The following is a 24800-nucleotide window of genomic DNA, read 5'->3' on the forward strand; positions in this document are numbered from 1 at the left end:
CGCATGCGATTCGGAATGTTCGTTCCCCAGGGTTGGCGTCACGATCTCGTCGGCATCGAGCCGGCCGAGCACTGGGAGGCCATGCGCGGCCTCGCGGAGTTCGCCGATGCCGGCCCCTGGGAGTCGATCTGGGTGTACGACCACTTCCACACGGTGCCCGTGCCGAGCGACACCGAGGCGACCCACGAGGCGTGGACGCTGATGTCCGCCTACGCGGCCACCACTTCGCGCGTGCGGCTCGGCCAGATGTGCACCTGCATGAGCTACCGCAACCCCGCCTACCTCGCGAAGGTGGCCGCGACGGTCGACGTCATCTCGGGCGGACGCGTCGAGATGGGCATCGGCGGCGGCTGGTACGAGCACGAGTGGCGCGCATACGGCTACGGCTTCCCGCCCGTGCCCGAGCGCCTCGCACGGCTCCGCGAGGGCGTCGACATCATGCACCAGGCGTGGACCACGGGCACGGCGACGCTCGACGGCGAGCACTACCAGGTCGACGGCGCGATCGTGCGGCCGCTGCCGCTGCAGGAGGGCGGCATCCCGATCTGGGTCGCGGGCGCCGGTGAGAAGGTGACGCTGAAGATCGCGGCGAAGTACGCGTCGTACACGAACTTCGCCGGAAGCCCCGAGGAGTTCACCCACAAGAGCGAGGTGCTCCGCGGGCACTGCGAACGGCTCGGCACGGATTTCGACGCGATCACGCGGTCGTCGAATTTCAACACCGTCGTCGGCGTCGACGAGGCGGACGTGGAGCGGCGCCTCGCCGCGATCGAGGCCCGGGTCGCACCGTTCCTCGGCCCGCAGAAGACCGCCGACTACCTCGCGGACTTCCGCAGCCCGAACGCGGCCGTGGGTACGCCCGCGCAGGTGATCGCGAAGCTCGAGGAGCGTCGCGAGCTCGGGCTCGGGTACGTCATCTCGTACTTCCCCGAGGCGGCCTACGACCGCTCGGGGCTCGAGCTGTGGGCGTCGGAGGTCATCCCCGCGCTGCAGTAGCGCGGGGACGACCTCGACACGACGGCCGGGCTAGGCCGCGATGGCCTCGTCGAGCTTCTCGGAGAGCTCGGCGTCGGTCGGCTCGGTGAAGTGCGTGCCGTCGGGGAAGACCACGACGGGGATCTGGGTGCGGCCGCTGATGGCCTTCGCGCGGTCAGCGCCGTCGATGACGACCTCGAGGTCGACGTAGTCGTACTCGACGCCGCGCCGGTCGAGCAGTGCCTTCGAGCGGCGGCAGTCGATGCACCACTCGGCGCCGTACATCGTGATGCGGGCAGGGTTCAGGTCGGGATTCGCAGGGGAGGTCATACCGAGAACCTACGCATCGCGCCTGTGCGGTATTCCCAGCTTCGCTTCCGGGTGCGCCGGTGCCGGTGGCAGACTCGGCGCATGCGGTTCGAGACCACCATGCTCCTGACCGGCAACAACACCGGCATCGAGGTGCCGCCCGACGTGATCGAGGCGCTCGGCGCCGGGCGCAAGCCTGCGGTGACGGTGAGCGTCAACGGCTACGAGTACCGCAGCACGGTCGCGGTGATGGGCGGCCGGCACCTCATCCCGTTCAGCTCCGACAAGCGGGCCGCCACCGGCATCCAGGGCGGCGACCCGATCGTCGTCGACGTGGAGGTCGACACCGCACCGCGCACGGTCGAGGTGCCTGACGACCTCGCGGCGGCGCTCGAGGCGACACCGGGCGCTCGCGCGGCCTTCGACGCGCTCGCTCCGAGCGCCAGGAAGGCGCACGTCACCAATGTCGAGTCGGCGAAGGCCGCCGAGACCCGGCAGCGTCGCGTTGACGCGATCATCGCGAAGCTCGCCGGCTGAGGACCGGCGCGAGGCCGTGCCGACGCCGGCGAGTGCCTATGGGCTCGTGCTCGTGAGCACCGGTTCCTGCGGCGTCGCGAGGCCGGCAGGACGCGGCAGGTCCGCGTCCACCAGGCGCACGAACGCGCTCAACTGGGCGACGCCCTCGGGCGTGCGCGGCAGCGCGTCGAGCAGCCCGGGGGAGTACACCAGGTAGGCCGCCCACTTCGCGCGGGAGATGGCCACGTTCAGCCGGTTCTTCAGCAGCAGGAACTCGATGCCGCGTGGTGCCGCGGCGGCGGAAGACGCGGCGAGCGACACGATGGCCACCGCGGCCTCCTGGCCCTGGAACTTGTCGACCGTGCCGACGGGAACGTCGGGGTAGCCGGCGGCGTCGAGCTCGGCCCGTACGGCCGACAGCTGGGCGTTGTAGGGAGTGACGACGATGAGGTCGCGCTGCGCGAGCGGCCGGGCGGCTGCGGCCGCCACCGCATCGGAGGCGTCGACCCAGGGCCGCCCGATGAGCTCGCGGACGAGCCCGACGACCACCGCGGCCTCCTCGGGCGACTCGGTGGCGTTGCCCGCGTGCTCGACGGGCACAGCGGTGAGTCCGGGTGCCACGCCCTCGAGGGAGCGCATCGACGCGACGGCGTGCGAGTGCAACGCCCCGTCGTACGACAGGTGCGACACGGGATCGGAGACCGCGGGGTGCATGCGGCGGCTCTCGGCGAGGAAGTAGCCGAACTCGCCGGGCAGCACGTCGTGGCCGTCGGCGACCCACCCGAGCGCCGACTCGTCGACCGGCTCGGGGTGGTTGCCCTGGCTCACCTGCGGCAGCTGCTGCGGGTCGCCGAGCAGCAGCAGGTTGCGGGCGGCCACGCTCGACGCGATCGTCGCGGCCAACGAGAATTGGCCGGCCTCGTCGATGACGAGCAGGTCGAGCGAGCGGCGAGGTACGCGGTCGGCGTTGGCGAAGTCCCACGCGGTGCCGCCGATCACGAATCCGGATGCCGCGTGCGCGCCCGTGTACTCGGCCACGCCGTCTTTCGCGATGATCGTGTACTCGTGGTCGCCGGGCTGGTTGCGGTCCTTCGGCGCCTTGGCGACGAGGTCGGGCGCGAGGCCGGCACGCACGACGGCGTCGAGCACGTTCTCGACCACGGCGTGCGACTGCGCGACGACGCCGATGCGCCAGCCGTGCTGCGCGACGAGCCGGGCGATGGTGTGCGAGGCCACGTAGGTCTTGCCCGTGCCGGGAGGCCCCTGCACCGCCAGGTAGGAGTCGTCGAGCGAGCGCAGCGAGGCCACCGTCGCGGACACGTAGTCGTGCTCGGCGCCGAGCGGGGCGAGGCCGCCGATCTCAGGCCGGGTGCGCGGGGGCGTGCGCCGGAGGATGTCGATGCCCGGGTTCTTCGGCCACGCGAAGGGGTACAGGCTCGACAGCTCCTGCGCCCACTCGAGGATCGCATCCTTCTGCCGGCCGGCGGGCGGCGGGGTGCCGGGCACCACCGCCATGGGCAGCTCCGACCAGGTGACGCCGGCGACCGAGCGTTCCTCGACCACGAGGCCGTCGTCGAGCACCTCGAGCACGCGCACCGAGTTCGGCGTGCGGGAGCCGGGGCGGAGGCCCTGACGGGGGAATGGCGCCGGCGAGTCGTACAGCACGAACAGCTCGCCCCCCACGCCGAAGCGTGAGCCGGGCGCGATGCGCCCGCGGAGCCGCAGCTCGCGACGGTCGGTGCGGTGCTGGTCTTCGCGATACCAGCGCTGCGACACCTGCGACGCGGCCGGGTCGACGACGAGGACGTCACGGTGGTCCTCCCAGGCCTCGAGCGGCTGCTCGACGCGGAAGAAGTGCCCCCACCAGAAGGTCTTCGCCTCGCGGTCGTGGTAGTCGATCGCGGCGGCAGCCAGCGCGAGCGCGGTGTGATCGGGATCGCGGTCGGGATCGTCGGGCGGACCGGCGAGCCGCTGCAGCTCGACCGCGAGGGGCGAGGCGGCGTACACCTTGCCGGCCGCCTTCGCCGCCTCGACGAGGAGCGACTCGGGCACCGGCTCGACACCGGAGCGCCGGGCGATGGCGAGCAGCCAGTCGCGCAGGCGCAGCGTCGATACGCAGTCGTAGCGGTTGTAGTCGGCGAGATCGTCGAGCACGTGCTGCGCGGCCTCGGCGCCGACGAGGCCCGTGGCCGGGTCGAGCTCGCCCGTCGCGAGCAGCTCGCGAGCGCGCACGTACTCGAGGATCGAGTCGCCGCCCGACTTCACCTCGGCCTCGCGCAGCTCGGTGCCCATGTAGAGCGGCTCGAGCTTCTTGATCGAGTACGAACGGCTGCCGACCCGCACGGCACGCTTGACGATGGGGTAGAGGTCGACGAACACCCCGTCGGCGAGCAGTTGGTCGACGGCGGCCTCGCCGACGCCGTGACGCGCCGCCATGGTGAGCAGGTGGGTGCGCTCGTAGCTCGCGTAGTGGTAGATGTGCATGTTCGGGTGGGCCGCACGCCGGGCCGCCACGAGGGCGAGGAACTGCTCGAGGGCGACGCGCTCCTCGGCGAACGAGTGCGCCCAGATCGGCGTGAAGCGCTCGTCGGTGTCGACCATGCCGAACAGGTAGTCGATGCCCCAATCGGTGGCCGCGCCCTCGGTGTAGAGCGGGTCGCCCTCGAAGTCGAAGAACAGGTCGCCGGCGTCGGGCTCGGGGATCGCCGCGAGCGACGCCGCGTCGCGCACGACCACGGGCGGCGGCAGCGGGGGATCGTCGGGCGAGCGCCCGCCCGCGGCATCCGTCATCGCGGCCGTCGCCTCGGCCTCGAGCTGCAGGCGCGCCTGGATGCGGAGGTTCTCGAGCGTCGCGTCGAGGATGCCGGGAACCGGGCCGTCGGATGCCGCGAGCGCGTCGATCGTGGTGATGCCGACGTCGAAGAGGGCCACACGCTGGGTGACGCGCAGGCTCGCGACGAGGAGCACGTCGCGGTGCGCCTGCACCTCGAGGTCGCACGTGGGGCAGCGGCCGTCGAGGGTGTAGCGGGGATCGCCCCACTCGACCGGCCCGTCGGCCGCGAGCCGCTCGTCGACGATCTGCCCGAGGCGCGCACGGCGCAGGCGGTAGACGGGCTCGATGTCGTCGAGCCGGTGCACGCTCGTGGTGCCGTCGCCGAGGAGGAGCTCGACGGTATCGGCGCACGGCACGCCGAGGCGCTCGAGCTGCTCGGCGTAGGCCGCGAGCTGCAGGAGCGCGGTGACCCGGGCGCGGCGGGCGAGCTTGGAGTCCTGCACGAGGTAGCGGCCGTCGGGCTGGCGCACGATGAAGTCGGCGAAGCCGATGAACCCGTCGTCGACGAAGGTCGCCTGGAACACCACCGGCACACCCGCCGCGAACGCGTCGCGCGTGGCGGTGACGGCCGCCGCGACGGCATCGGGATCGCGGAGGTCGGGCCGCTCGATCTCGACGACGCCGTCGCCGAGCTGCTCGCGGTAGGCCTCGAGCACGCGCAGTTCGTGCGCGTCGCCCATGCGGCCGGCGCGCTCGAGCATGGCGTCGGCGACCGGCTCGAAGAGGGTGTCGCGACCGAGCTTCACGTCGAGCTCGCGCAGGAACGCGAACTCGCACTCCGACGCCTTCTTGAGGTCGCTCGCGCTCGTCACGACGGTGCCGTCGACCACGTACATTTGCGGCATCCCTTCGTCGTCCGGTGTTCACCGTAACCCCGGCCGCCGACATCGGCGCCGGGCCCGTCTCATCGCGCGGGCGCGCCTCAGCGGCCCGCGAGCGCTCCGCGGCCGAGCCCGAGCATGCCCTCGACGGCGTGCCCGATCCGGGAGCCGCGGTCGTCGGCGTCCTCCCAGCGCACGAGCGCGTGCGCGTTGAGGCCGTCGATCATGCCGAGCAGCTGCCACGCGACGGATGCCGCGTCATCCGTCTCGAACTCGCCGGCGGCGATGCCCGCCTCGACGATGCCCTGCACGAAGGCGCGCCACGCGTCCATCTCGTCGCGGACCCGGGCGGCGAGGACCTCGTTGCGCCGGCCGAGCGCCCACGCCTCCACCCACACGACGGTGACGTCGTCACGACTGCCGTCGAGCAGGGTGTCGAGCAGCACGGCGAGGCGCACGCTGGGCGAGGGGAGCGGCTCGACGAGCTCCTCGACCTCCTCGAGCTCGGCCGACACGATCACTCCGAACGTCGAGGCGACGAGCGCGTGCATGTCGGGCTGGTAGTGCGCGACGAGAGCCGGGGCGACGTCGATGCGGGCGGCGACGGCGCGGAGGGTGACGGCGTACAGGCCGTGCTCGAGGGCCACGTCGCGCGCGGCATCCGCGATCTCGGCGGAGCGTTCTGCCGGCGACTTGCGGGCGGCCTTCTTGCGGGGGGCTCTTGACATCGTGACCTCAGTGTAGGTAACGTCGCTGCAGCTTATTGATCGTGTGATCAATAATAGGTCGAGTCCCCGGCCGTGTCGAGAGAGTCCCCCATCATGCGCAACGAAGCGATCGAACCGGCCATCGAGCCGCCTCCCGTGCCGTCCGCCGAGCCGGCCGCGGACCGCGCCGGTCACGTCGAGCAGCACGGCATCGACGTCATCCCGCTCTCCGACCGGCACGGCCGGCCCCGTGAGCTGTTCTGGGTGTGGATGTCCGCGAACGTCAACTACCTCTACTTCGTGCTCGGCGGCGTGCTCGTGCTGCTCGGCCTCTCGATCTGGGAGGCGCTTGCGATCACCGTCATCGGCAACCTCTGGTGGGCCGCCGTCGGCTGGCTTGCGGTGAGCGGCCCGGCGTCGGGCACGCCGAGCGTGGCGATCATGCGCGCCATGTTCGGCATCCGCGGCAACCGCGTCTTCGGGGGCGGGCTCGGCGTCGCGATCGGCCTCTTCTACGAGATCATCAACATCGCGGTCGCCACCCTCGCCGCGAACGCACTGCTCGGCATCCTCGGCGTGCCGCTGCCCGCCGGCGCCGAGTGGATCGTGCTCGTCGTGGTCGCGGCGCTCAGCTTCGTGCTCAGCGTCTACGGGCACGCCACCATCCTGAAGCTCGCGCCCGTGTTCTCGGCGGCCCTCGCCGTGGCGTTCGTCGTGCTCGCCGTGTTCGTGCTCGCCGCCGCCGACCTCTCGTACACGCCGGCGCCCATGCCGGTGGGTGAGCACTGGGCCATGCTGCTCCTCGGCTACGCGATCATCGCCTCCGGACCGCTCTCGTGGGGCACCGGCGCCGACTACGCCAGGTACCTGCCGCAGTCCACGTCGAAGCGCGCGGTCGCCTGGTGGACGGCGTTGGGCGGCTTCATCCCCGCGGTGCTCATCGGCACCCTGGGCATCGTCGCCGCGACGGCGATCGACATGACCGATCCGCAGCTCACCATCGGCGAGATCGTGCCGGCGTGGTTCACGCCCGTGTTCCTCGCGATCGTCGTGCTCGGCAGCATCACCAACAACGTGCTCGTCGCCTACTCCACGGGCCTCTACGCGCAGGGTCTCGGCTTCCGCGTCTCCCGAGCGGCCACGGTCATCGTCACGGGTCTCATCGCGACGGTGCTCGCCGGCTGGGCGGTCTTCCTCGCGCCGAGCTTCCTCGACACGCTCAACGCGTCGCTCGAGCTCAGCGTCACGGTGCTCGGCCCGCTCGTGGCGGTCTACGCGGTCGACATCTGGCTGCGCCGCAACCGCTACGACGGCGTCGCGCTGAGCGACGAGCGCCGCACGAGCCCGTTCTGGTACTCGGGTGGCTGGTTCTGGCCGGGCACGATCGCCATGGTCGTCGCCACGACGGTCGCCGTGCTCATGGCGAACACGACGCTCTACGTCGGTCCCATCGCGGCGGCGTTCGGCGGAGCCGACCTCTCCGCGTTCGCCGGGCCGATCCTCGGCGGCGGCATCTACGCCGTGCTGTGGCTCGCGATGACGCCGTACCGCGACCCGTCGCGGCGGCCCGCGGCATCCGCAGGCCGCGCCACACGCCCCGCCACCGACCTCGACGACCATGATGAGAGCACGACGGATGCCGCGGCATCCGCTCACCGCAACCAGGAGGTTCCCGCATGAGCTGGCGCATGCCCGCAGAGACCGCGCCGCACGACCGGACGTGGATGGCGTTCCCGCGCGAGGGGCTGACCCTCGGCGAGCGCGAGTCCGACCGCGAGGCCGGCTACGCGGCCTGGAGTGCGGTGGCCAACGCGATCGTGCCGTTCGAGCCCCTGGTCATGGTCGTCGACCCGTCCGAGACCGCCCGCGCCCGCCGCATGCTCGATGGGGCCATCGAGCTCGTCGAGGCGCCGCTCGACGAGTTCTGGATGCGCGACTTCGGTCCGACGTTCGTCCTCGACGACGAGCGCCCGGGCGTGCTCGGCGCCGTCGACTGGATCTTCAACGGCTGGGGTGCGCCCGACTGGGCCGAGTGGACGAAGTCAGCCGAGATCGCGCGCGTCGTCGCCGATCGCGTGGGGGCCGAGCTCGTGTCGAGCGTGCTCGTGAACGAGGGCGGCGGCATCCACGTCGACGGCGAGGGCACGGTGCTCCTCACCGAGACGGTGCAGCTCGACCCGCGCCGCAATCCATACGCCGACCGGGCTCGCGTCGAGGCCGAGCTCGCGCGCACGATCGGCACGACGAAGGCGATCTGGCTGCCGCGCGGGCTCACGCGCGACTACGACGACTTCGGCACGAACGGCCACGTCGACATCGTCGCGACGATCCCGTCGCCCGGCCGCCTGCTCCTGCACGCGCAGCGCAACCCCGAGCACCCCGACTTCGAGGTGACGCGCGACCTGCGCGCGCAGCTCGAGGGCGAGACGGATGCCGCTGGCCGCCCGTTCGAGATCGTCGACCTCCCGGCTCCCGACACCCTGCGCGATCACGAGGGCTTCGTCGACTGGAGCTACGTCAACCACCTCGTCATCAACGGGGGCGTGATCGCCTGCGGCTTCGGCGAGGAGCGGGCGGATGCCGCGGCGAGCGAGATCCTCGCCGACGCGTACCCCGGCCGCCAGGTGGTCACGATCGATGCGCGCGAGATCTTCGCCCGGGGCGGCGGCATCCACTGCATCACGCAGCAGCAGCCCGCACTCACGGTGGAGGTGACGCGATGAGCGGTGCGCCGTTCGACGTCGTCGAGGCCTCGATCGCCGACCTGCGCGCCGCGCTCGACGCCGGACGCGTGACGAGCGAGCAGCTCACGCGCGCGTACCTCGACCGCATCGAGGCGTACGACCGGCCGGGCACGCCCACGAAGTTGAACGCGCTCGTGGTGATGAACCCGTCGGCGCTCGACGACGCCCGCGCCTCCGACGCGCGCCGCGCTCGCGGCGAGACGCTCGGCCCGCTCGACGGCATCCCGTACACCGCCAAGGACAGCTATCTTGCGAAGGGGCTCACCGCGGCCGCCGGCAGCCCGGCGTTCGAGCACCTCGTCGCCCAGCGCGACGCGTTCACGATCGAGCGGCTGCGAGCCGGCGGCGCCGTGCTCATCGGGCTCACGAACATGCCGCCCATGGCCAACGGCGGCATGCAGCGCGGCGTCTACGGCCGTGCCGAGAGCCCGTACAACGCCGCGTACCTCACGGCCGCGTTCGGCTCGGGCTCGTCGAACGGCTCGGGCACCGCGACGGCGGCGTCGTTCGCGGCGTTCGGCCTCGGCGAGGAGACCTGGTCGTCGGGCCGCGCGCCGGCGTCGAACAACGCGCTGTGCGCCTACACCCCGTCGCGCGGCGTCATCTCGGTGCGCGGCAACTGGCCGCTCGTGCCCACGATGGACGTCGTCGTGCCGCACACGCGCACCATGGCCGACCTGCTCGAGGTGCTCGACGTGATCGTCGCCGACGACCCCGAGACGCGCGGTGACTTCTGGCGCGTGCAGCCCTGGGTGTCGATCCCGCGGTCGTCCGAGGTGCGGCCCGAGTCGTACCTCGCGCTGCAGCCGACGGATGCCGCGGGCGCTCCGGATGCGCCCGCCGCCCGCGCCGCGCTTGCCGGCAGGCGCCTCGGCATCCCGCGCATGTACGTGAACGCCGACCCCGACGCCGGCACGGCCAAGCCAGGGCGCAGCACCGGCATCGGCGGCGCCACCGGGCAGCGCATCGACACCCGGGCCTCCGTCATCGAGCTGTGGGAAGCGGCCCGCCGCGACCTCGAGGCGGCCGGTGCGGAGGTGGTCGAGGTCGACTTCCCCGTCGTGTCGAACTACGAGGGCGACCGCCCTGGCGCGCCCACCGTCGCAACGCGCGGCCTGGTCTCCCCCGAGTACCTGCGCCGCGAGATCGTCGATCTCTCCGCATGGTCGTGGCAGGACTTCCTCGACGCGAACGGCGACCCCGCGCTGCGCTCGCTCGCCGATGTCGACGGTGCCCGCATCTTCCCGCACCCCGAGGGCGCCCTGCCCGACCGGTACACGGGCTTCGACGACGACATCGCCGAGTACCCCGAGTGGGCGCGCACCCACCCTGGCGCCACCCTCGACGACATGCCCGAGCTGGAATCGGGCCTGCGCGGCCTCGAGAAGACCCGACGCGTCGACCTGGAGGCATGGATGGACGACCTGGGTCTCGACGCGGTCGTGTTCCCCGCGGTCGCCGACGTCGGCCCCGCCGACATGGACGTGAACCGGGCCTCCGCCGACCTCGGCTGGCGCAACGGCGTGTGGGTCGCGAACGGCAACCTCGTGCCACGACACCTCGGCATCCCGACCGTGACGGTGCCCATGGGCACGATGCGCGACATCCAGATGCCGGTGGGTCTCACGTTCGCCGGACGCGCCTACGACGACACGGCCCTCCTCCGCCTCGCCGCGGCCTTCGAGGCGACCGGTTCCCGGCGCACCCCGCCGCCGCGCACCCCGCCGCTCTGACGACGGCTAGTCTGCGGGCATGGCGGCCAGTCGATCACGGGCTGCGGTGTACGCGCGACGACGCAAGCGCCGCATGGGCCGGGTCGCGCACGACCTGACCGATGGACAGTGGGCGGCGCTCACCGCCGAGTGGGGCGGCTGCGCCTACTGCGGCGTCGGGGATCGCGCCCTGCAGCGCGACTGCGTGCTGCCGATCTCACGCGGTGGCCGGTACACACTCGAGAACGTGGTGCCGGCGTGCGGGTCGTGCAACGCGAGCAAGTGCAACGACGAGGTCACGTCGTGGCTGCGACGCAAGAAGCTCGACGAGCGCGGCTTCCTGCTCCGGCAGCGTGAGATCGCCCTGCTCCTGCTCGCGCGCTTCGCGGATCCGGATGCCGCGGCTCCCTGACCGCTCGAGGCGAGCGCACTTCTCCCGGTTCGTCAACCCTCGCGTCGAGGCCGCTCGACCTCCCTAGGCTGGCGATGGACGGGCCGCCCGAGAAGGGTTCCCGGCTCCGCGCCCGCCCGGGGGAGGCCACCATGGCCACGTATGACGTATCCGGACGCTCGGCGATCGTGACGGGCGCGGGCAGCGGCATCGGGCGGGCGATCGCCCTCCGGCTCGCCGACAGCGGCGCCGCGGTGATCGTGAACGACCTCGACGGCGACCACGCGAATTCGGTCGTCTCGGAGATCACGGATGCCGGTGGCCGAGCCGAGGCATCCGTCGGCGACGTGACGGACACCGCGTGGATCGACTCCTCCGTCGAGGCGGCCAATCGGCTCGCCCCGCTGCGGATCGCCGTGAACAACGCGGGCATCGGCGGCGCCTCTGCGCTGATCGGGGAGTACCCCGACGACAGCTGGGCGAAGGTCATCGACATCAACCTCAACTCGATCTTCCACGGCATGAAGCGCCAGCTCCCGGCCATCGCGGCGAACGGCGGCGGCGCCATCGTGAACGTCGCGTCGATCCTGGGCAGCGTGGGATTCGCGAACTCATCGGCGTATGTCACCGCCAAGCACGGCGTCGTGGGTCTCACGAAGAACGCCGCGCTCGAGTACGCCGACCAGGGCGTGCGCGTGAACTCGGTGGGCCCGGGCTTCATCAAGACGCCGCTCATCGATGCGAACCTCGATGATGCCGCCCAGCAGTTCCTGGTCGGCATGCACCCGCTCGGCCGCCTCGGCGAGGCCGACGAGGTCGCGCACCTGGTGGTGTTCCTCGCCAGCGACGGCGCGAGCTTCATCACGGGCAGCTACCACCTCGTCGACGGTGGCTACACCGCCCGCTGACGCTACAGGGGCTGCGACCCGGCGAGCGCACGCTCGAGTCGGACCGGATCGAACAGGCGGAGCGCGGTGAGCGACAGCACCGTGACGCGGCTGCGCAGCACGCGCCGTGCCACCCCTTCGAGGATGGGCACGGCGGCGCCGCCTGCGTCGAGGTCGGTGTCGGCGAGCAGGAGGATCTCCTCGAACGCCGCGTCGTCGGCGGACACCGCTCCCGACGCGTACTTCGGGTCGCGCTCGAACACGCGGACGTTCGTTCCGCCGTGCCGCGCGAACTCGCGGATCAGCTCGCTCCGCCGCAGCGCAAGCCGCTCGAACGGATCCAGGTCGTCGAACGTCCGGCCGCCGGCCGTGCCATCCGCGCGTGGCCTGAAGTCCAAACCGCTCTCGCCTGCGGCGCCGCTCGGACCTGCGGCGCCGCTCGGACCTGCGGCGCCGCTCGGACCTGCCGCGCCTGCCGTGTCTTCCGGACTTCCCGCGCCTCCCGAACTCGCACGTGCGGTATCCGCTTGGCGTGGCGGGTCGGCCGGGCCGGCGAATGTCATCAGGCCGCTCGCGGCGCCGTCGCCCCGTCGTGCCAGCGTGACGGAGCGGCGACGTGCTTCGGCGTAGTCTGCTACCGCCTCGCGCACGATCGACTTCTTCGAGCACCGCATGAAGTACGCGAGCTCGGTCACGAGTTCGTCGGTGCCCTCGTCGACCTTGATCGGCTTCTCGCCCATGACGTGGCCCTCCTTGACGGCATACGGACTCCGCCGGCCACGGCGGAAAAACGGTTCCCCCACGGAAACTCGGTACCGAGGTACCGAGGTACCGAAGTACCGGAACTTCACGAAGGGGAACGTCTCTCGCAATTCAAGGCCGAGAGCGCGAACGGCCAGCCTCCAGGTGTGGCCGCGTCATGCAGTGCGTACCTCAAAGCGGCTGGGGAGGACAAGATCTCGGCTCAGGGTGGCTGTGGAGGAGCGGTCAGCTGACCTGGACGCTGCGCTCGTGAAGGCCGGTGGCGCCGTCGGGGACGACGCCCTGCTCGTCGGCCGTCTGCACCTCCCCGTCGGCCGCGGTCGCACGGACGCGGAGTGTGTGGCCGCCCGACGTCGCGTCCCAGTCGTAGCGCCACTGCACCCACGTGTCGTCCGAGATCGCCGTGGCCAACGTCGCCGGCTCCCACGGGCCGTCGTCGACCTGCACCTCGACCGCCTGGACCCCCACGTGCTGCTGCCACGCCACGCCCGCAACGGTGACCGGGCCGGCGGTGAGCGACTGGCCGGTGCGGGGCACGTCGATGCGGGACGAGAGCTTGATCGGGCCGCGCTCGCTCCAGCCGCGGTCGGTCCAGTACGCGGTGGCCGCGTCGAACCGCGTCACCTCGAGGTCGACCACCCACTTCGTCGCCGACACGTAGCCGTACAGCCCCGGCACCACCATGCGCACCGGGAACCCGTGTTCCGCGGGCAGGGGCTCACCGTTCATGCCCACGGCGAGGATCGCGTTGCGGTCGTCCTGGAGGACCGTGAGCGGCGTCGACGCGGTGAAGCCGTCGACGCTCCGCGAGAGCACCATGTCGGCGTCGGCCGTCGGCGCCGCGCGGGCGAGCAGCTCGCGGATCGGGTAGCCGAGCCACACCGCGTTGCCGATGAGTCCGCCGCCGACCTCGTTCGACACGCACGTGAGCGTCGTGACGCTCTCCTCGAGGGGGAGCGCGAGGAGCTCGTCCCACGTGAGGGTGACCTCGTGATCGACGAGCCCGTGGATGCGGAGGCTCCACATCGACGGGTCGACGGCCGGCACGGCCAGGGCGGTGTCGATGCGATAGAAGGCGGCGTTCGGCGTGACGACCGGCGGCAGGCCCTCGATGTCGAACTGCGCCGTCGCGGGCACCGTGACGCTCGTCACCGGCTTCGGAAGCGTGATCGCCTCGCGGATCGCCGTGACGGCCCGCGTGCCGGCCTGCAGGGCGTACCCACCGGCTGCGGCGAGGACGCCGAGCACGGCCGCGCCGCCCGCCCAGCCGAGGAAGCGCCGGCGGTCGACGCCGGACGGCTCGGATGCGGTCGGCCGGGGTCCGGGTGTCGGTGCGAGGTCGGTCGCGGGCGGCGCCGGTGCGGCGGGCTCGGTCGCGGCATCCGGCACCATCGCGGCATCAGTCGCCATCGCGGCATGGGGCACGATCGCGACGGCCGGCTCTGGGGCGACCGCCTCGCGGGGCAGCCGCTGCACGAGGAGCCGCAGCGCCATCACCCCGGCGATCGCCGCGAGTGCGGAGGGGGCGATCGCGAGCATGGGCGCATTGGCGCGCGTCGACGCGGCGATCGCACCGACCAGGCCGATGAGTCCGATGAGCACCTGTCCCCACGGCGGCCGCCGCGCCTCGAGCACACCGGCGCCGGCGGCGACCGCCAAGAGCACCAGCCCGATGCCGACGAGCAGCGCGGCCTTGTCGCCGGTGCCGAACAGTGCGATCGCGGCATCCTTCGCCCACGGCGGGGCGAGGTCGATGAGCAGGGAGCCGACGACGACGAACGGGCTCGACGCCGAGGCCAGCACCGCCGCCGCGAGCTCGCCGATCCCCACGCCGAAGAGGACCGATGCGACGCCCGCCACCCCGGGCAGCACCCAGCCCAGGGGGCGACCACTCGTCTGCGGCATGGGCACAGCGTAGGGCCGATGCCTGCGTGCCTGCTTCGAGCTCCGGGTGCGCCGTCATCGGGCCGGGAGCGACGGTTATGGTGGGCGGAGCATCTCCGACTCCGCACGAATGAGAGGTCCCGCATGCCCCACGCCATCGAATACGACCGTCTGGGCGGGCCCGAGGTGCTCGAATACCGTGAGATCCCGTACGAGCTGCCCGGCCCGGGCGAGGTCCTCGTGGAGGTCCGCGCCGTCGGCGTGAACCCGATCGACTGGAAGCTGCGTTCCGGCGCTCGGCCGTCGAAGCCCATCACGACTCCCCGGCGGCTCGGCTCGGACGCAGCGGGGGTCATCGTGGACGTCGGGGAGGGCGTCGACGGCTGGGCCGTCGGCGACGAGGTCATCGTCGCGCGCATCTCGAATGCCTACGCGACCGAGCTGGTCGTCGACGCATCGAAGCTCACCGCGAAGCCGGCCGAGCTCGGCTGGGAGGCCGCGGCCGCCATCCCCGTGCCCGTGTCGACCGCCTACCAGGTGCTGGCCTCACTCGAGGTGGGCGACGGAGACGCACTGCTGCTGCACGGCGGCTCGGGGGCCGTCGGCCAGGCTGCGATCCAGCTCGCCCGGCGACGCGGCGCGACCGTGATCGCCACCGCGAGCGAGGCGAACCACGACCGGCTGCGCGAGCTCGGCGCGATCCCCGTCGCGTACGGCCCAGGGCTCGCCGACCGGGTGCGGGCCGCCGCGCCTGAGGGCGTCGACGTGGCCCTGGACGCCGCCGGCACCGACGAGGCGATCGAGGTGTCGAAGGAACTCGTCGCCGACCACCACCGCATCGGCACGATCGTGCTGGGCTGGCGTGCGGCAGAGCTCGGCATCCGGGCCTGGTCGGGCGGCAGCCCCGTGCCGCTGACTCCGGAGGAAAGCGCGCTTCGCGCCGAAGCCATCCCCCTCGCCGCCCGACTGGCTGCCCGCGGCGAGTTCGAGCTCGAGATCGCGCATCGCTATCCGCTCGCGGAAGCCGCCGAAGCCCATCGGCAGAGCGAGACCGGGCATGTACGCGGCAAGATCGTGCTGCTCCCGTAGCGGGCGCGGGCTCAGGCGTGCGCGCGCAGGAACGCGGCGACGCGCGGCGCCAGCCCGGCTGCGACCTCGGCGGCCGGCCGCTTCGCGCCCTTGACCTCGAACGAGTGGTTCGCGTCCTCGATCCACTCGAGCGTCGCCGAGGCGCCGATGCGCGCCACGACCTCGTCCAGCTGGGCGTTCGGAATCGCGAACGGGTCGTTGCGGCCCTGCAGGAACAGCATCGGCACGGAGATTCCGGGCAGGTGCTCGTCGCGCGCCTTCTCGGGGCGCCCGGGCGGATGCAGCGGATAGCCCAGATACACGAGCCCGGCGGCCGGCATCCCGTCGGCGACGGCCATCGACGCCATGCGCCCGCCGAACGACTTGCCCGATGCCCAGATGGGCTCATCGGGAGATCCGGCCTCCGCGGCCAGGGCCGACGCCGCATCCAGGACCGCACGCCACGTCGCGATCGCCACCGGCGGCCGGTCGGGGAACCGGCGATTGGCCTCGCGGTACGGGAAGTTGAAGCGCAGCGTGGCGAAGCCCTCGTCGTGCATCGCCCGAGTGAATCCCGACATGAACGGATGCTCCATGCCGGCGCCGGCGCCATGCGCCACGATGATCGTGCCCGCGGCATCCGCCGGGCGCGAGGTCACCGCCGAGATCGGCGTGCCGTCGACGTCGATGCTGATCGCCGTCTCGTCGCTCACGAGCTGAAGACCTCGAAGATGCCGCCGATGCCGTCGACCACCGCGCCGCCGGAGTCGACCAGATCGCCGACCGCCGCCGTGAGCTCGAGCACCGAGCCCGCGGCGTCGAGCGCGGTGGCGACCTCGACGGTGATATCGACCGCGTCGGCGAGGGCGTCGAGGTTCGCACGATCGAGGGCGGCGTGCTCGAGCTTGAGCTTCGCGATCCACTCGCGTTCGACGCCGAACAGCACGGCATAGGGGAGGAGTCGTTCGTGCAGGTGGAAGCGGGCGAGGGGCTCGTCGGGCTCCTCGGCCGCGGCATCCGTCGGCCGCAGCTCGGCCCCGCTCGGCGACTGCAGCACCCGGAGACGCTCCGCCTCGGCGAGCGAGAGGTACCGGCGCAGGCCCTCGAGATGCTCGCGCCTGGACCGAGCCGGAGGCAGGTAGCGCCGCCACGAGGCCGGGGTCACGAGGATCGTCGCGATCGTGGCCGCGAGCGCCACCACGGTCGCGATGAGGGCGGGCCAGTCCCCGTCGATGAGGGCGAAGACGATGAACAGCGCCTCGACGAGCATGCCGAGGTACGCGAGGATCCTGAGCGTGGTGCCGGGCCAGGTCATGCGCCGCGGGGCGACGAGCCCATCGCGGGCGAGGGCATGCTCGGTGTGCTGCACGACCGTGCGCAGCCGCGCCGCGAGGGCGCGTCGGTCGGAGGAGAACCGCCGCACGCGACCGGGCGTGTGCTCGGGGCCGAAGAGCGCCTCGAGCAGCGCGAGCTCGTCGGCCGTGAGCACCACGTTCGGCGCCATCTCGACGCCGATCGGCTCGCGCTTCGACCCGGCGATGAGCCGCACCTTGCGCTTCACGGCCAAGTCGATCAGGGCCGCGGATGCCGCCCGGCGGTCGGCGTCGACGAGCAGGGCATCGCGCAGCACGGTCGTGTCGCGTTCGGGTGCGTACTGCACCACGAGCGCCGTCACCCGCTGCGCAGCGATGGCGCGCGCCACGATCCCCAGCACGAGGATGACGAGCGCTGGCGCGACCGCGAGCAGGATGACGGCAGGAAGCACGCGCCCAGTCTAGGGATGGGGTCGTGTCCACCCCTCGCGCCCCTCGCGGAGCGCCCGGTCGAGCGTGTCGACGAAGAAGTCGGCCGAGGCGCCGTCGAGGCAGAGCGGCGGCTTCACCTTCAGCACGTTCCGGTGGTCGCCGGTCGGCTGCATGACGATGCCGAGCTCGAGCAGCCGGTCGCAGATCGCCGCCGTCTCCTCGGTCGCAGGCTCGAGGGTGGCGCGGTCCCGCACGAACTCGACCCCCAGGTACAGGCCGAGGCCGTGCACCATGCCGATGAGCGGATGCCGCGTCGAGAGCTCCTCGAGTCGCCCCTTCAGGTGCGCGCCGACCGCCGCGGCGTTCTCCTGCAGTCCCTCGTCGCGGAAGGCGTCGAGCACCGCAATGCCGGCCGCGCTCGACGCCGGGCTGCCCCCGGTCGAGGAGAAGAACGGGCCCTGCGACCCGAACCGCGCGGCGATCTCGCGGGTCGTGACGACCGCGCCGAGCGGGTACCCGTTGCCCGCCGCCTTCGCGACCGCCACGACGTCGGGCACGACGCCCTGCTGCTCGAAGCCCCAGAACCAACGGCCGAGGCGGCCGTATCCGGCCTGCACCTCGTCGGCCACGGCGAGGCCGCCGACCTCGCGCACGGCCGCGTAGACCTCGGTGAGGTAGCCGTCGGGCAGCGGGATGCCGCCGGCGTTGCCGAAGAACGTCTCGGCCACGAACGCGGCGGGCGGACGGCCCGATGCGGCGAGCCGGCGGATCACGGCGGCGGCCTCGGGCGCGTAGCGCGCAGCATCCGCCCCCCGATGCGCACCGCGGAACGGGTTGGGCGCCTCGACGACGTGCACCCAGTCGGGCCGGCTCGCGAGGGCGCCGGGGTTGTCGGCGATCGAGGTCGACACGGCATCGGAGGCGTACGTCCAGCCGTGGTAGGCCTCGAGGACCGACACGACGTCGCGCCGGCCCGTCGCGGCGAGCGCGATGCGCAGGGCGAGGTCGACCGCCTCCGAGCCCGAGTTCACGAGGAACACGGTGTCGAGCGGGTCGGGCAGCATCTCGGCGAGCCGCTCGGAGAACTCGACGACCGCGCCGTAGTTGAAGCGCGAGTTGGTGTTGAGGGTGCGCAGCTGTCGCGCCACAGTCGCGGCGAACTTCGGGTGCCCGTGGCCGAGGGGTGTCACGTTGTTGACCATGTCGAGGTACACGCGTCCGTCGGTGCCGAGGAGGTGCTCGCGCCAGCCGCGCTCGATGCGCGGCGGGGCGTCGTAGTAGTGCTCCTGCACCTCGGCGAAGGCGCGGTCGCGACGGGTGATGAGCACGGTCGCGTCGGCCGAGGGACCGAGGGCCACGGATGCCGCGGGCTGCCCCGCGCGGAGTCCGAGCAGCGGGGCGGGGTCGAGGGTCAGCGCGAGCCATCCCGGCGCGTACTCGGGACGAACGAGGTGCGGCACGGGCGGCGCGCCGTCGCGCTCGACGCGAAAACGGATGCGCGTGCGGGCCGGTGCCGTGCCGTCGAGGACGCCCTCTGCGACGAGGCGTGCGCCGCCGACCGAGGGCTCGTCGCCGAGCGCCTGCGGCTCGCCGAACCACACGTCGATCCCGGTCGGGATCGTCGCCGACGAGACGGCCGAATGGATGCGGCTCCCGGTCAGTCGCGCGATTCCACGCTCGAGCCAGGCGGCGGAGGCCCCCGCGTCGAGCGCCGCGAGCGCGATCCGATCCTCGAGGCCGGGGTCGAGCCATGCGCCGGCGTCGACGTCGTCGGACTCGATGGAGACGTCGAGGCGCACCGCCGTCGCCGCGTCGACCCCGGGGAGCGGCCGGAGCGGCGACGTCGCAGCCATCAGGTCGCTCGCCGCGTCGCTCGCCGCCGAGGGCGAGACGCCGATCGCCGCCGCGATCACGCCCGTCATCACCTCGATCGGCACCGAGGTCGCCTGCTCGAAGATCTGCCACTCGCGGTCGATGCCCTCTGCGGCATACGCGTTGTCGCCCCCGTCGAGCTGCACCTGGTGCTCGCCGCTGACCACGAGCACGGCGCCGCGCAGCACGACGAGCGGCCAGATCGCCGCGACCTCGGCGGCCGACATCGGGCGCAGCGCGTGGAAGGCCGTGATCGCCGGGAGCACCGAGACCGGCTCCGCGCCCGCGTGGTGCAGCACCGACGAGACGGTGATCGCCAGCTCCGCCACGGCCCAGGTGCGCGTGACGTCGCCGAAGTCGATGAGCCCGTCGGGGATCCGCATGCCGCGCTCCGAGGTGCAGACCACGTTGTCGTCGGTGAGGTCGAGATGCACGGCCTGGCGCGGCAGGTCGGATGCGACGGCGGCGAGGTGCGCCCAGGCCGCCGCCGCGGCATCCGTCACCCGCTGACGTTTCGCGGGGTCGGGGTGATGCCGGGCGAGGAGTCCGACGACCTCGGGCGCGAACCGGGGGTCCCACTGCAGCACGCGGTCGACGCCGGGGTGGTCGAAGTCGGCGAGGGCGAGGCTCGTCTCGGCGGCGAGCCGTCCGAGTCGCGCCACCACCGTGGGGGAGAGGTACGAGCCGCCCGTGAGGGTGCCGCCGGGGAGGTACGCGATGAGGCGGATGCCGAGCGGGCCCTCGCTCGTGTCAGCGAGGATCGAGCGCGGCGCACCCGTGGCATCCGTCGTCGTCGTGGCGATGCGCAGGTGCGGGGCGGCCGACGCGATGCGCTCGGCGGCGAGCTCCTGGGCGGCGAGCTCCACGGCGGTGAAGGCGGGGTTCGTGATCTTCACGACGCCGATGGGCGCCGCGCCGCCGGTGCCGGCGTCGACCTCGGCGGGCTGCGCGCGGGCGAGGAAGTTCTGGTCCTGCTGGCTGCCGAGGGGAGTGAGCTCGACGTCGAGGTCCCACGCCGCGCGCACGATCTCGACCACCTCGTCCGACGGCAGCTGCGGCGCGGGCAGCTCGCCGGCGTTGAAGAAGTCGAATCCGCGTGCTGCGACGCCCTCGCCCGGCTGCGACATGGTGCCCCTCTCCGCTTCGACGATAGCGATTCGCGTCGCCGCTCCGGCATGGCCGCCGTGGCGAAGTCGTCGGCGCCGCCTCGCCGCCGGCGCGGGGCTACGAGCGCGCGGCCGTGGCGCGGCGGCGGCGCAGCTCGACCGCCACGCGCACGGCGACCGTGACGAGCACGACGGCCGCCGTGGCGATGATCGCGGTCACGCCGACGACGGTCGACGCGGGCGCGTCGGTGAGGCGGGCGACGGCGATCCACGCGAGTCCCCAGCCCAGCGAGAGCGTGGGGGCGACGCGCCCGCGGTCCCAGACGGCGAGGGCGATGCCGATGAGCCCCGCGACGGCGACCACGACCACGGCCCACGTCTCGGGCGGGATGCCCCAGCCGTCCCAGCCGGTGGCGGTGAGGGCCGCCGTGATGTTCGCCGCGGTCGCCACGATCACCCAGCCGAGGTAGAGACCGATGGTGCCGTCGGTCACGAGCGCGTCGAGGGCGTTCCTCGGCGGCATCGCGAGGCAGATACGGAACGCGACGACGAGCACGATGAGCAGCGCCACGATCACGGGCACGCTGAGCCAGAGCAGGTCGAACTGGATGCTCAGGATCCACGCGGCGTTCAGCAGGAGCGACGCGGCCACCGGGTAGCCGAGCCGGCGGTGCCGGGCGTCGGTGCGCTGGCCGGGCAGGAACTGCCACACCGCGTAGGCGAGCAGGCCGAAGTAGATGACCGACCAGATGCTGAACGCGCCGGTGCCCGGGGCGATCAGGGTGGCGTCCGCCGCGAGCGCGCCGCCCGCGGCATCCTGAATCGGCTGCCCGCCCGCCGCGCCCGAGCCGATGAACGAGCCGATCACCGCCAGCACCGCGCTCACCGCCACCGTGAGCTGCCTCGCGAGGCCGCTGCGGGTGGTGCCGGTCGTCGTCGTGGTCGAGGACGTCGTGGTCATGGTCGCTCCTGCCGTCGTCTGGTGGATCCCGGTCGGGTTGCGTCGCCAGCCTAGGCAGGGGGGCGCCGCGCGCGCGTCGAACCTTCGGTTGATGCCCCCGCCGGCTGTCACGGCCGCGCGCACCCTCGCGGCTACGCCGACCCGGCGCCGAGCTCCTCGCGGATGCGCCGCAGGTCCTCCATGAGGGAGCCGACGAGGATCCAGTGCCCCGACGTCGGCGGCGCGATGACGAGCGCCGACGTGAGCGCCGGCGTCTCGGACGTGACCGGCCCGGGCTCGGGCTCGGCGACGCGCACGGCGAGCCGCACGTCGTGCGCGACCCGGCGCAGCTGCTCGGCGATGGCACGCACGGTCGGTTCCCGGCGCAGCGCGTCGTCGTAGTGGTCGGCGAAGGCCCGTGTCATGCCGATCAGCTGCGTGACGATCGGGCTCAGCAGGTCGAGCAGGTCGCGCAGCGCCGCGAGCTCCTCGCGGTGCGCCGACCGGCGCGGGTTCAGGGTGAGCGACTCCTCGCCGGCGTCGATCGCGGCCTCCGCGGCATCCCGCATCGGACGCAGCAGCCGCGCCTCGATCATCAGCGCCTCGACGTCGGCGGGCGCCTGCGAGGACTCGAGCGCGGTCGCGAGCCGGTCGACGGATGCCGCGAGCTCGGCGCCGAGCCGGACGACGTGCTCGCGCGCGGGTGCCACCGCCACGGGCGGCACGATCGCCACGTTGACGACGATGCCGATGGCCGCGCCGATGAGCGTCTCGAGCACGCGGTCGAGAGCGTACTCGGGCGATGACGCGCCGAGCGCGAGCACGAGCATCGCGCTGATCGCGACCTGGTTCGACGTGCCCGGCGTCATCTTCAGCGTCCAGGCGACGAGCATCGCGACGACGATGGCCAGCAGGATGATCCAGGTGCTCTGCCCGAACACGAGCGAGATGCCCGTGGCGATCACGACGCCGAGGATCACCCCGATCGAGCGCTCGACCGCCTTGCCGAGCGACTGGTTGACGCTCGGCTGCACCACGAGCAGGGCGGCGATCGCGGCGAACACGGGCAGCGGCCCGGGGATCAGCCATCCCGCGATGAGCCAGGCGGCGATCGTCGCGACGGCCGACTTCGCCACCTGCAGCAGGGGTACCCGCTTCGTGGCCCGCAGCGTGGCCGAGATGCCCATGCCCCTCAGGCTAGCCGCGCGAGGGAGGGCTGGGCAGATGGGTCGCCGCGGGTGAGAATGGGACGGTGCCACCCGGCACGCCCTTCGAGGACGAACGAGGTGTCACGCATGCAGCGATCCGTCTCCGCCCAGCTCACCCTGCAGGTCGCCGCTCCGGCGCGGCTCGCCTTCATCGTCGCCGTGGCGTCGCGCCCGCCTGCCGAGCGGCTCCACCTCCGCCACGACGGCGAGGCGATCGAGCCCCGCGAGGTGACGGATGCCGCGGGCACGCGCATCCACGTCGTCGACGTCGCGCCCGGCACGGTCACGCTCGACTACGGCGCCACCGTCGACGGGCGTGCCGACGAGGCATCCGGAACCGAGCTGGAACTGCTGGAGTACCTCCGGCCCAGCCGCTACGGCGAGGCCGACCGGCTCGCGCCGACCGCGCACGCGGAGTTCGCGGGGCTCGCCGGCGCCGACCTGCTCGCCGCCGTGAGCTCGTGGGTGGGCACCCGCCTGAGCTACGTGCCCGGTTCGAGCCAGCCGACCGACGGCGCGGTGCAGACGCTGCTCGCCGGCCAGGGCGTGTGCCGCGACTACGCCCACCTCGTGATCGGGCTGCTGCGCGCCCTCGACGTGCCGGCTCGCCTCGCCGCCGTCTACGCGCCGGGCCTCGACCCGATGGACTTCCACGCGGTCGCCGAGGCGCATGTCGACGGCGCATGGCATGTCGTCGACGCCACCACGCTCGCGCCGCGGTCGACGCTCGTGCGCATCGCGACCGGGCGCGACGCCGCCGACACGGCGTTCCTCAGTTCGTACGGCGGCAACGTGACGCTCGAGTCGATGCTGGTCACGGCGATCGCCGACGAGCTGCCCGACGACGACGTGACGCGCCTCGTGCGGCTCGGCTGAACGGCAGGCGCCGACCGGCCGGCGACCAGCCGCGCGTCAGTCGCCCGCGTCGGGCCCGCCGAGCGACGCCAGCGCCTGGTCGATCGGGTCGTCACCCGACACGAGCTCGAACTGGGTGCGGGATGCCGCGCCGGATGCGAGCAGGGCGGCGATCGTCGCCGCGACATCCGCACGGGGAATGGATGCCCGGGGCACCGCGGTGGCGGCGCGCACGCGCCCGGTGCCGGGCTCGTTCGTGAGCCCGCCGGGTCGCACGATGGTCCAGTCGAGGTCGCGCTCGCGCACCGAGGCATCCGCTTCGCTCTTGGCACGCAGGTAGAGCTGGAAGACGTCGTCGGAGTCGGCGTCGAACTCGTCGGTCGCGATCGCCGAGACGACGACGAGGCGGGAAACACCGGCGGCCTCGGCGGCGTCGGCGAGCAGGATCGCGGCGTCACGGTCGACGGTGAACTTGCGCTCGGCCGAGCTGCCCGGGCCGGCGCCTGCGGCGAACACCGCGGCATCCGCGTTCTTCAGCACCTGGCCGACCTCGTCGACCGACGCGTGCTCGAGGTCGAGCACCACGGCGACCGCACCGGTGGCGTCGACGTCGGCGCGCTGGTCGGGATTGCGGATGATCGCGACAGGCTCGTGACCGGCCTCCGCGAGCAGGCGTTCGAGGATGAGGGCGATCTTGCCGTGACCTCCGGCGATGACGACGCGCATCGCCCCAGTCAACGCGGTGAGCGTCGCTGCCGCAAGCGCTCCGGGCGGCGACACAGTGACGATCGGTCGCCCCGAATTCCGGACGGATGTCACCCCCTGCACCCTTGGCACTCTCGCGGTGCGAGTGCTAATCTGAAGCTACTTGAGCGAGATCGACTCAAGTCTTGGACACCGGCCCGACGAGGGCCGCGACACAGGGAGGAATGCCGATCATGGCCATGTACTGGGACCCGTTCCGTGACCTCGACCGCCTCGCTGCGACCATGCTCGACTCGAGGCAGGGGCCGCGGGTGATGCCGATCGACCTGCACCGCGATGGCGACCACTACGTGCTGAACGCCGACCTGCCCGGCGTCGACCCAGGCTCGGTCGACGTCGACATCGACGGTCAGCTGCTCACCATCCGCGCCGAGCGCACGCTCCGCTCCGACGAGCAGGCGCAGTGGCTCGTGCGCGAGCGTCCGAGCGGATCGTTCCTGCGCCAGCTCACCCTCGGCGACGGGCTCGACACCTCGGGCATCAGCGCCCACTACGAGAACGGCGTCCTGAGCGTCGTCATCCCGGTGAGCGAGCAGGCGAAGCCGCGCAAGGTCGAGGTGCAGTCCGTCTCCCGCGGCGAGCAGGCCGTCACGGCCGGCCGCGGCAACGGGAGCTGACGCGACCGAACCGACCTGGAGCCCGCACCGCCGCCCGGCGGGGCGGGCTCCTGCCAGGTGCACCGCTGTTGCCGTCGGTGGCC

Annotated in this window: 21 protein-coding genes; 10 read left to right on the forward strand and 11 right to left on the reverse strand. The window is 72.7% G+C overall.

The window, feature by feature from the left end; translation table 11 throughout:
- Positions 1-3: 3 nt before the first annotated feature.
- Positions 4-996 (forward strand): LLM class F420-dependent oxidoreductase, encoded by a 993-nt coding sequence (locus J2X63_RS10000; RefSeq protein WP_309976631.1) that lies wholly within the window; start codon positions 4-6, stop codon positions 994-996.
- 30 nt (positions 997-1026) lie between these two features.
- On the opposite strand, the gene J2X63_RS10005 is transcribed toward J2X63_RS10000, so the two are convergent.
- A complete protein-coding gene (locus tag J2X63_RS10005) occupies positions 1027-1305 on the reverse strand; it encodes a glutaredoxin family protein (RefSeq protein ID WP_309976633.1) in 279 nt (92 codons plus the stop codon).
- A gap of 81 nt (positions 1306-1386) precedes the next feature.
- Between J2X63_RS10005 and J2X63_RS10010 the strand changes: the two genes are divergently transcribed.
- Positions 1387-1821: a YdeI/OmpD-associated family protein gene (locus tag J2X63_RS10010; protein WP_309976635.1), complete on the forward strand. Its 435-nt coding sequence runs from the start codon at positions 1387-1389 to the stop codon at positions 1819-1821.
- Positions 1822-1857: 36 nt separating this feature from the next.
- Here J2X63_RS10010 and J2X63_RS10015 read toward each other — a convergent pair whose 3' ends face one another.
- Positions 1858-5469 (reverse strand): TM0106 family RecB-like putative nuclease, encoded by a 3612-nt coding sequence (locus J2X63_RS10015; protein ID WP_309976637.1) that lies wholly within the window; start codon positions 5467-5469, stop codon positions 1858-1860.
- Positions 5470-5555: 86 nt separating this feature from the next.
- Positions 5556-6182, reverse strand: a complete 627-nt coding sequence (locus tag J2X63_RS10020) for a TetR family transcriptional regulator C-terminal domain-containing protein (RefSeq protein WP_309976639.1) — start codon at positions 6180-6182, stop codon at positions 5556-5558.
- A 93-nt stretch (positions 6183-6275) separates the two neighbouring features.
- On the opposite strand from J2X63_RS10020, the gene J2X63_RS10025 reads away from it, so the two are divergent.
- The 5 genes from J2X63_RS10025 to J2X63_RS10045 all read left to right on the forward strand — a co-directional run bounded on the left by J2X63_RS10025 (position 6276) and on the right by J2X63_RS10045 (position 11916).
- Positions 6276-7841, forward strand: coding sequence for a cytosine permease (locus J2X63_RS10025; RefSeq protein ID WP_309976641.1), 1566 nt, complete (start codon positions 6276-6278; stop codon positions 7839-7841).
- Positions 7838-8884, forward strand: a complete 1047-nt coding sequence (locus tag J2X63_RS10030; protein ID WP_309976643.1) for an agmatine deiminase family protein — start codon at positions 7838-7840, stop codon at positions 8882-8884. The genes J2X63_RS10025 and J2X63_RS10030 overlap by 4 nt, the downstream gene beginning before the upstream one ends.
- Positions 8881-10638, forward strand: a complete 1758-nt coding sequence (locus J2X63_RS10035; protein WP_309976645.1) for an amidase — start codon at positions 8881-8883, stop codon at positions 10636-10638. Before J2X63_RS10030 ends, J2X63_RS10035 begins: the two co-directional genes overlap by 4 nt.
- A 19-nt stretch (positions 10639-10657) precedes the next feature.
- Positions 10658-11029: an HNH endonuclease signature motif containing protein gene (locus J2X63_RS10040; protein ID WP_309976647.1), complete on the forward strand. Its 372-nt coding sequence runs from the start codon at positions 10658-10660 to the stop codon at positions 11027-11029.
- A 131-nt stretch (positions 11030-11160) separates the two neighbouring features.
- Positions 11161-11916 (forward strand): SDR family NAD(P)-dependent oxidoreductase, encoded by a 756-nt coding sequence (locus J2X63_RS10045; RefSeq protein ID WP_309976649.1) that lies wholly within the window; start codon positions 11161-11163, stop codon positions 11914-11916.
- A 2-nt stretch (positions 11917-11918) separates the two neighbouring features.
- Here J2X63_RS10045 and J2X63_RS10050 read toward each other — a convergent pair whose 3' ends face one another.
- Positions 11919-12635 carry a hypothetical protein gene (locus tag J2X63_RS10050; RefSeq protein ID WP_309976651.1) on the reverse strand — a complete coding sequence of 239 codons (717 nt, stop codon included), beginning with the start codon at positions 12633-12635 and terminating at the stop codon, positions 11919-11921.
- A gap of 247 nt (positions 12636-12882) precedes the next feature.
- Entirely contained in the window at positions 12883-14562 is a 1680-nt protein-coding gene (locus tag J2X63_RS10055) for a molybdopterin-dependent oxidoreductase (protein ID WP_309976653.1), read from the reverse strand.
- A 123-nt stretch (positions 14563-14685) separates the two neighbouring features.
- Here J2X63_RS10055 and J2X63_RS10060 point away from each other — a divergent pair, with 123 nt between their 5' ends.
- Positions 14686-15630, forward strand: a complete 945-nt coding sequence (locus J2X63_RS10060) for an NADP-dependent oxidoreductase (RefSeq protein WP_309976655.1) — start codon at positions 14686-14688, stop codon at positions 15628-15630.
- An 11-nt stretch (positions 15631-15641) separates the two neighbouring features.
- On the opposite strand, the gene J2X63_RS10065 is transcribed toward J2X63_RS10060, so the two are convergent.
- From J2X63_RS10065 to J2X63_RS10085, 5 genes are all read right to left on the reverse strand, one after another.
- Positions 15642-16322: an alpha/beta family hydrolase gene (locus J2X63_RS10065; protein ID WP_309976657.1), complete on the reverse strand. Its 681-nt coding sequence runs from the start codon at positions 16320-16322 to the stop codon at positions 15642-15644.
- Positions 16319-17374 (reverse strand): DUF2207 family protein, encoded by a 1056-nt coding sequence (locus J2X63_RS10070; protein WP_309976659.1) that lies wholly within the window; start codon positions 17372-17374, stop codon positions 16319-16321. The genes J2X63_RS10065 and J2X63_RS10070 overlap by 4 nt, the downstream gene beginning before the upstream one ends.
- 9 nt (positions 17375-17383) lie before the next feature.
- Positions 17384-20353, reverse strand: a complete 2970-nt coding sequence (locus tag J2X63_RS10075; RefSeq protein WP_309976661.1) for an aminotransferase class III-fold pyridoxal phosphate-dependent enzyme — start codon at positions 20351-20353, stop codon at positions 17384-17386.
- Between the two features lie 97 nt (positions 20354-20450).
- On the reverse strand, positions 20451-21293 hold the full coding sequence (locus J2X63_RS10080; RefSeq protein ID WP_309976663.1) for a tryptophan-rich sensory protein: 843 nt from the start codon (positions 21291-21293) through the stop codon (positions 20451-20453).
- A 131-nt stretch (positions 21294-21424) separates the two neighbouring features.
- Positions 21425-22459, reverse strand: a complete 1035-nt coding sequence (locus J2X63_RS10085; RefSeq protein WP_309976665.1) for an FUSC family protein — start codon at positions 22457-22459, stop codon at positions 21425-21427.
- Positions 22460-22567: 108 nt separating this feature from the next.
- Between J2X63_RS10085 and J2X63_RS10090 the strand changes: the two genes are divergently transcribed.
- Complete coding sequence (locus J2X63_RS10090; protein ID WP_309976667.1) at positions 22568-23356, forward strand: transglutaminase family protein; 789 nt, start codon at positions 22568-22570, stop codon at positions 23354-23356.
- A 36-nt stretch (positions 23357-23392) separates the two neighbouring features.
- Here the strand turns inward: J2X63_RS10090 and J2X63_RS10095 are convergent, their stop codons facing one another.
- Positions 23393-24061, reverse strand: coding sequence for an NAD(P)H-binding protein (locus J2X63_RS10095; RefSeq protein ID WP_309976669.1), 669 nt, complete (start codon positions 24059-24061; stop codon positions 23393-23395).
- Positions 24062-24273: 212 nt separating this feature from the next.
- Here J2X63_RS10095 and J2X63_RS10100 point away from each other — a divergent pair, with 212 nt between their 5' ends.
- Positions 24274-24717, forward strand: a complete 444-nt coding sequence (locus J2X63_RS10100) for an Hsp20/alpha crystallin family protein (RefSeq protein ID WP_309976671.1) — start codon at positions 24274-24276, stop codon at positions 24715-24717.
- The last annotated feature ends 83 nt before the right edge of the window (positions 24718-24800 follow it).

The organism is Agromyces sp. 3263 (genome assembly GCF_031456545.1).
Classification (GTDB): Bacteria; Actinomycetota; Actinomycetes; order Actinomycetales; family Microbacteriaceae; genus Agromyces.

Coding starts and splice junctions, on each gene's coding strand:
- J2X63_RS10000 (WP_309976631.1), top strand. CDS start 4: ATGCGATTCGGAATGTTCGTTCCCCAGGGTTGGCGTCACGATCTCGTC.
- J2X63_RS10005 (WP_309976633.1), bottom strand. CDS start 1,305: ATGACCTCCCCTGCGAATCCCGACCTGAACCCTGCCCGCATCACGATG.
- J2X63_RS10010 (WP_309976635.1), top strand. CDS start 1,387: ATGCGGTTCGAGACCACCATGCTCCTGACCGGCAACAACACCGGCATC.
- J2X63_RS10015 (WP_309976637.1), bottom strand. CDS start 5,469: ATGTACGTGGTCGACGGCACCGTCGTGACGAGCGCGAGCGACCTCAAG.
- J2X63_RS10020 (WP_309976639.1), bottom strand. CDS start 6,182: ATGTCAAGAGCCCCCCGCAAGAAGGCCGCCCGCAAGTCGCCGGCAGAA.
- J2X63_RS10025 (WP_309976641.1), top strand. CDS start 6,276: ATGCGCAACGAAGCGATCGAACCGGCCATCGAGCCGCCTCCCGTGCCG.
- J2X63_RS10030 (WP_309976643.1), top strand. CDS start 7,838: ATGAGCTGGCGCATGCCCGCAGAGACCGCGCCGCACGACCGGACGTGG.
- J2X63_RS10035 (WP_309976645.1), top strand. CDS start 8,881: ATGAGCGGTGCGCCGTTCGACGTCGTCGAGGCCTCGATCGCCGACCTG.
- J2X63_RS10040 (WP_309976647.1), top strand. CDS start 10,658: ATGGCGGCCAGTCGATCACGGGCTGCGGTGTACGCGCGACGACGCAAG.
- J2X63_RS10045 (WP_309976649.1), top strand. CDS start 11,161: ATGGCCACGTATGACGTATCCGGACGCTCGGCGATCGTGACGGGCGCG.
- J2X63_RS10050 (WP_309976651.1), bottom strand. CDS start 12,635: ATGGGCGAGAAGCCGATCAAGGTCGACGAGGGCACCGACGAACTCGTG.
- J2X63_RS10055 (WP_309976653.1), bottom strand. CDS start 14,562: ATGCCGCAGACGAGTGGTCGCCCCCTGGGCTGGGTGCTGCCCGGGGTG.
- J2X63_RS10060 (WP_309976655.1), top strand. CDS start 14,686: ATGCCCCACGCCATCGAATACGACCGTCTGGGCGGGCCCGAGGTGCTC.
- J2X63_RS10075 (WP_309976661.1), bottom strand. CDS start 20,353: ATGTCGCAGCCGGGCGAGGGCGTCGCAGCACGCGGATTCGACTTCTTC.
- J2X63_RS10080 (WP_309976663.1), bottom strand. CDS start 21,293: ATGACCACGACGTCCTCGACCACGACGACGACCGGCACCACCCGCAGC.
- J2X63_RS10085 (WP_309976665.1), bottom strand. CDS start 22,459: ATGGGCATCTCGGCCACGCTGCGGGCCACGAAGCGGGTACCCCTGCTG.
- J2X63_RS10090 (WP_309976667.1), top strand. CDS start 22,568: ATGCAGCGATCCGTCTCCGCCCAGCTCACCCTGCAGGTCGCCGCTCCG.
- J2X63_RS10095 (WP_309976669.1), bottom strand. CDS start 24,061: ATGCGCGTCGTCATCGCCGGAGGTCACGGCAAGATCGCCCTCATCCTC.
- J2X63_RS10100 (WP_309976671.1), top strand. CDS start 24,274: ATGGCCATGTACTGGGACCCGTTCCGTGACCTCGACCGCCTCGCTGCG.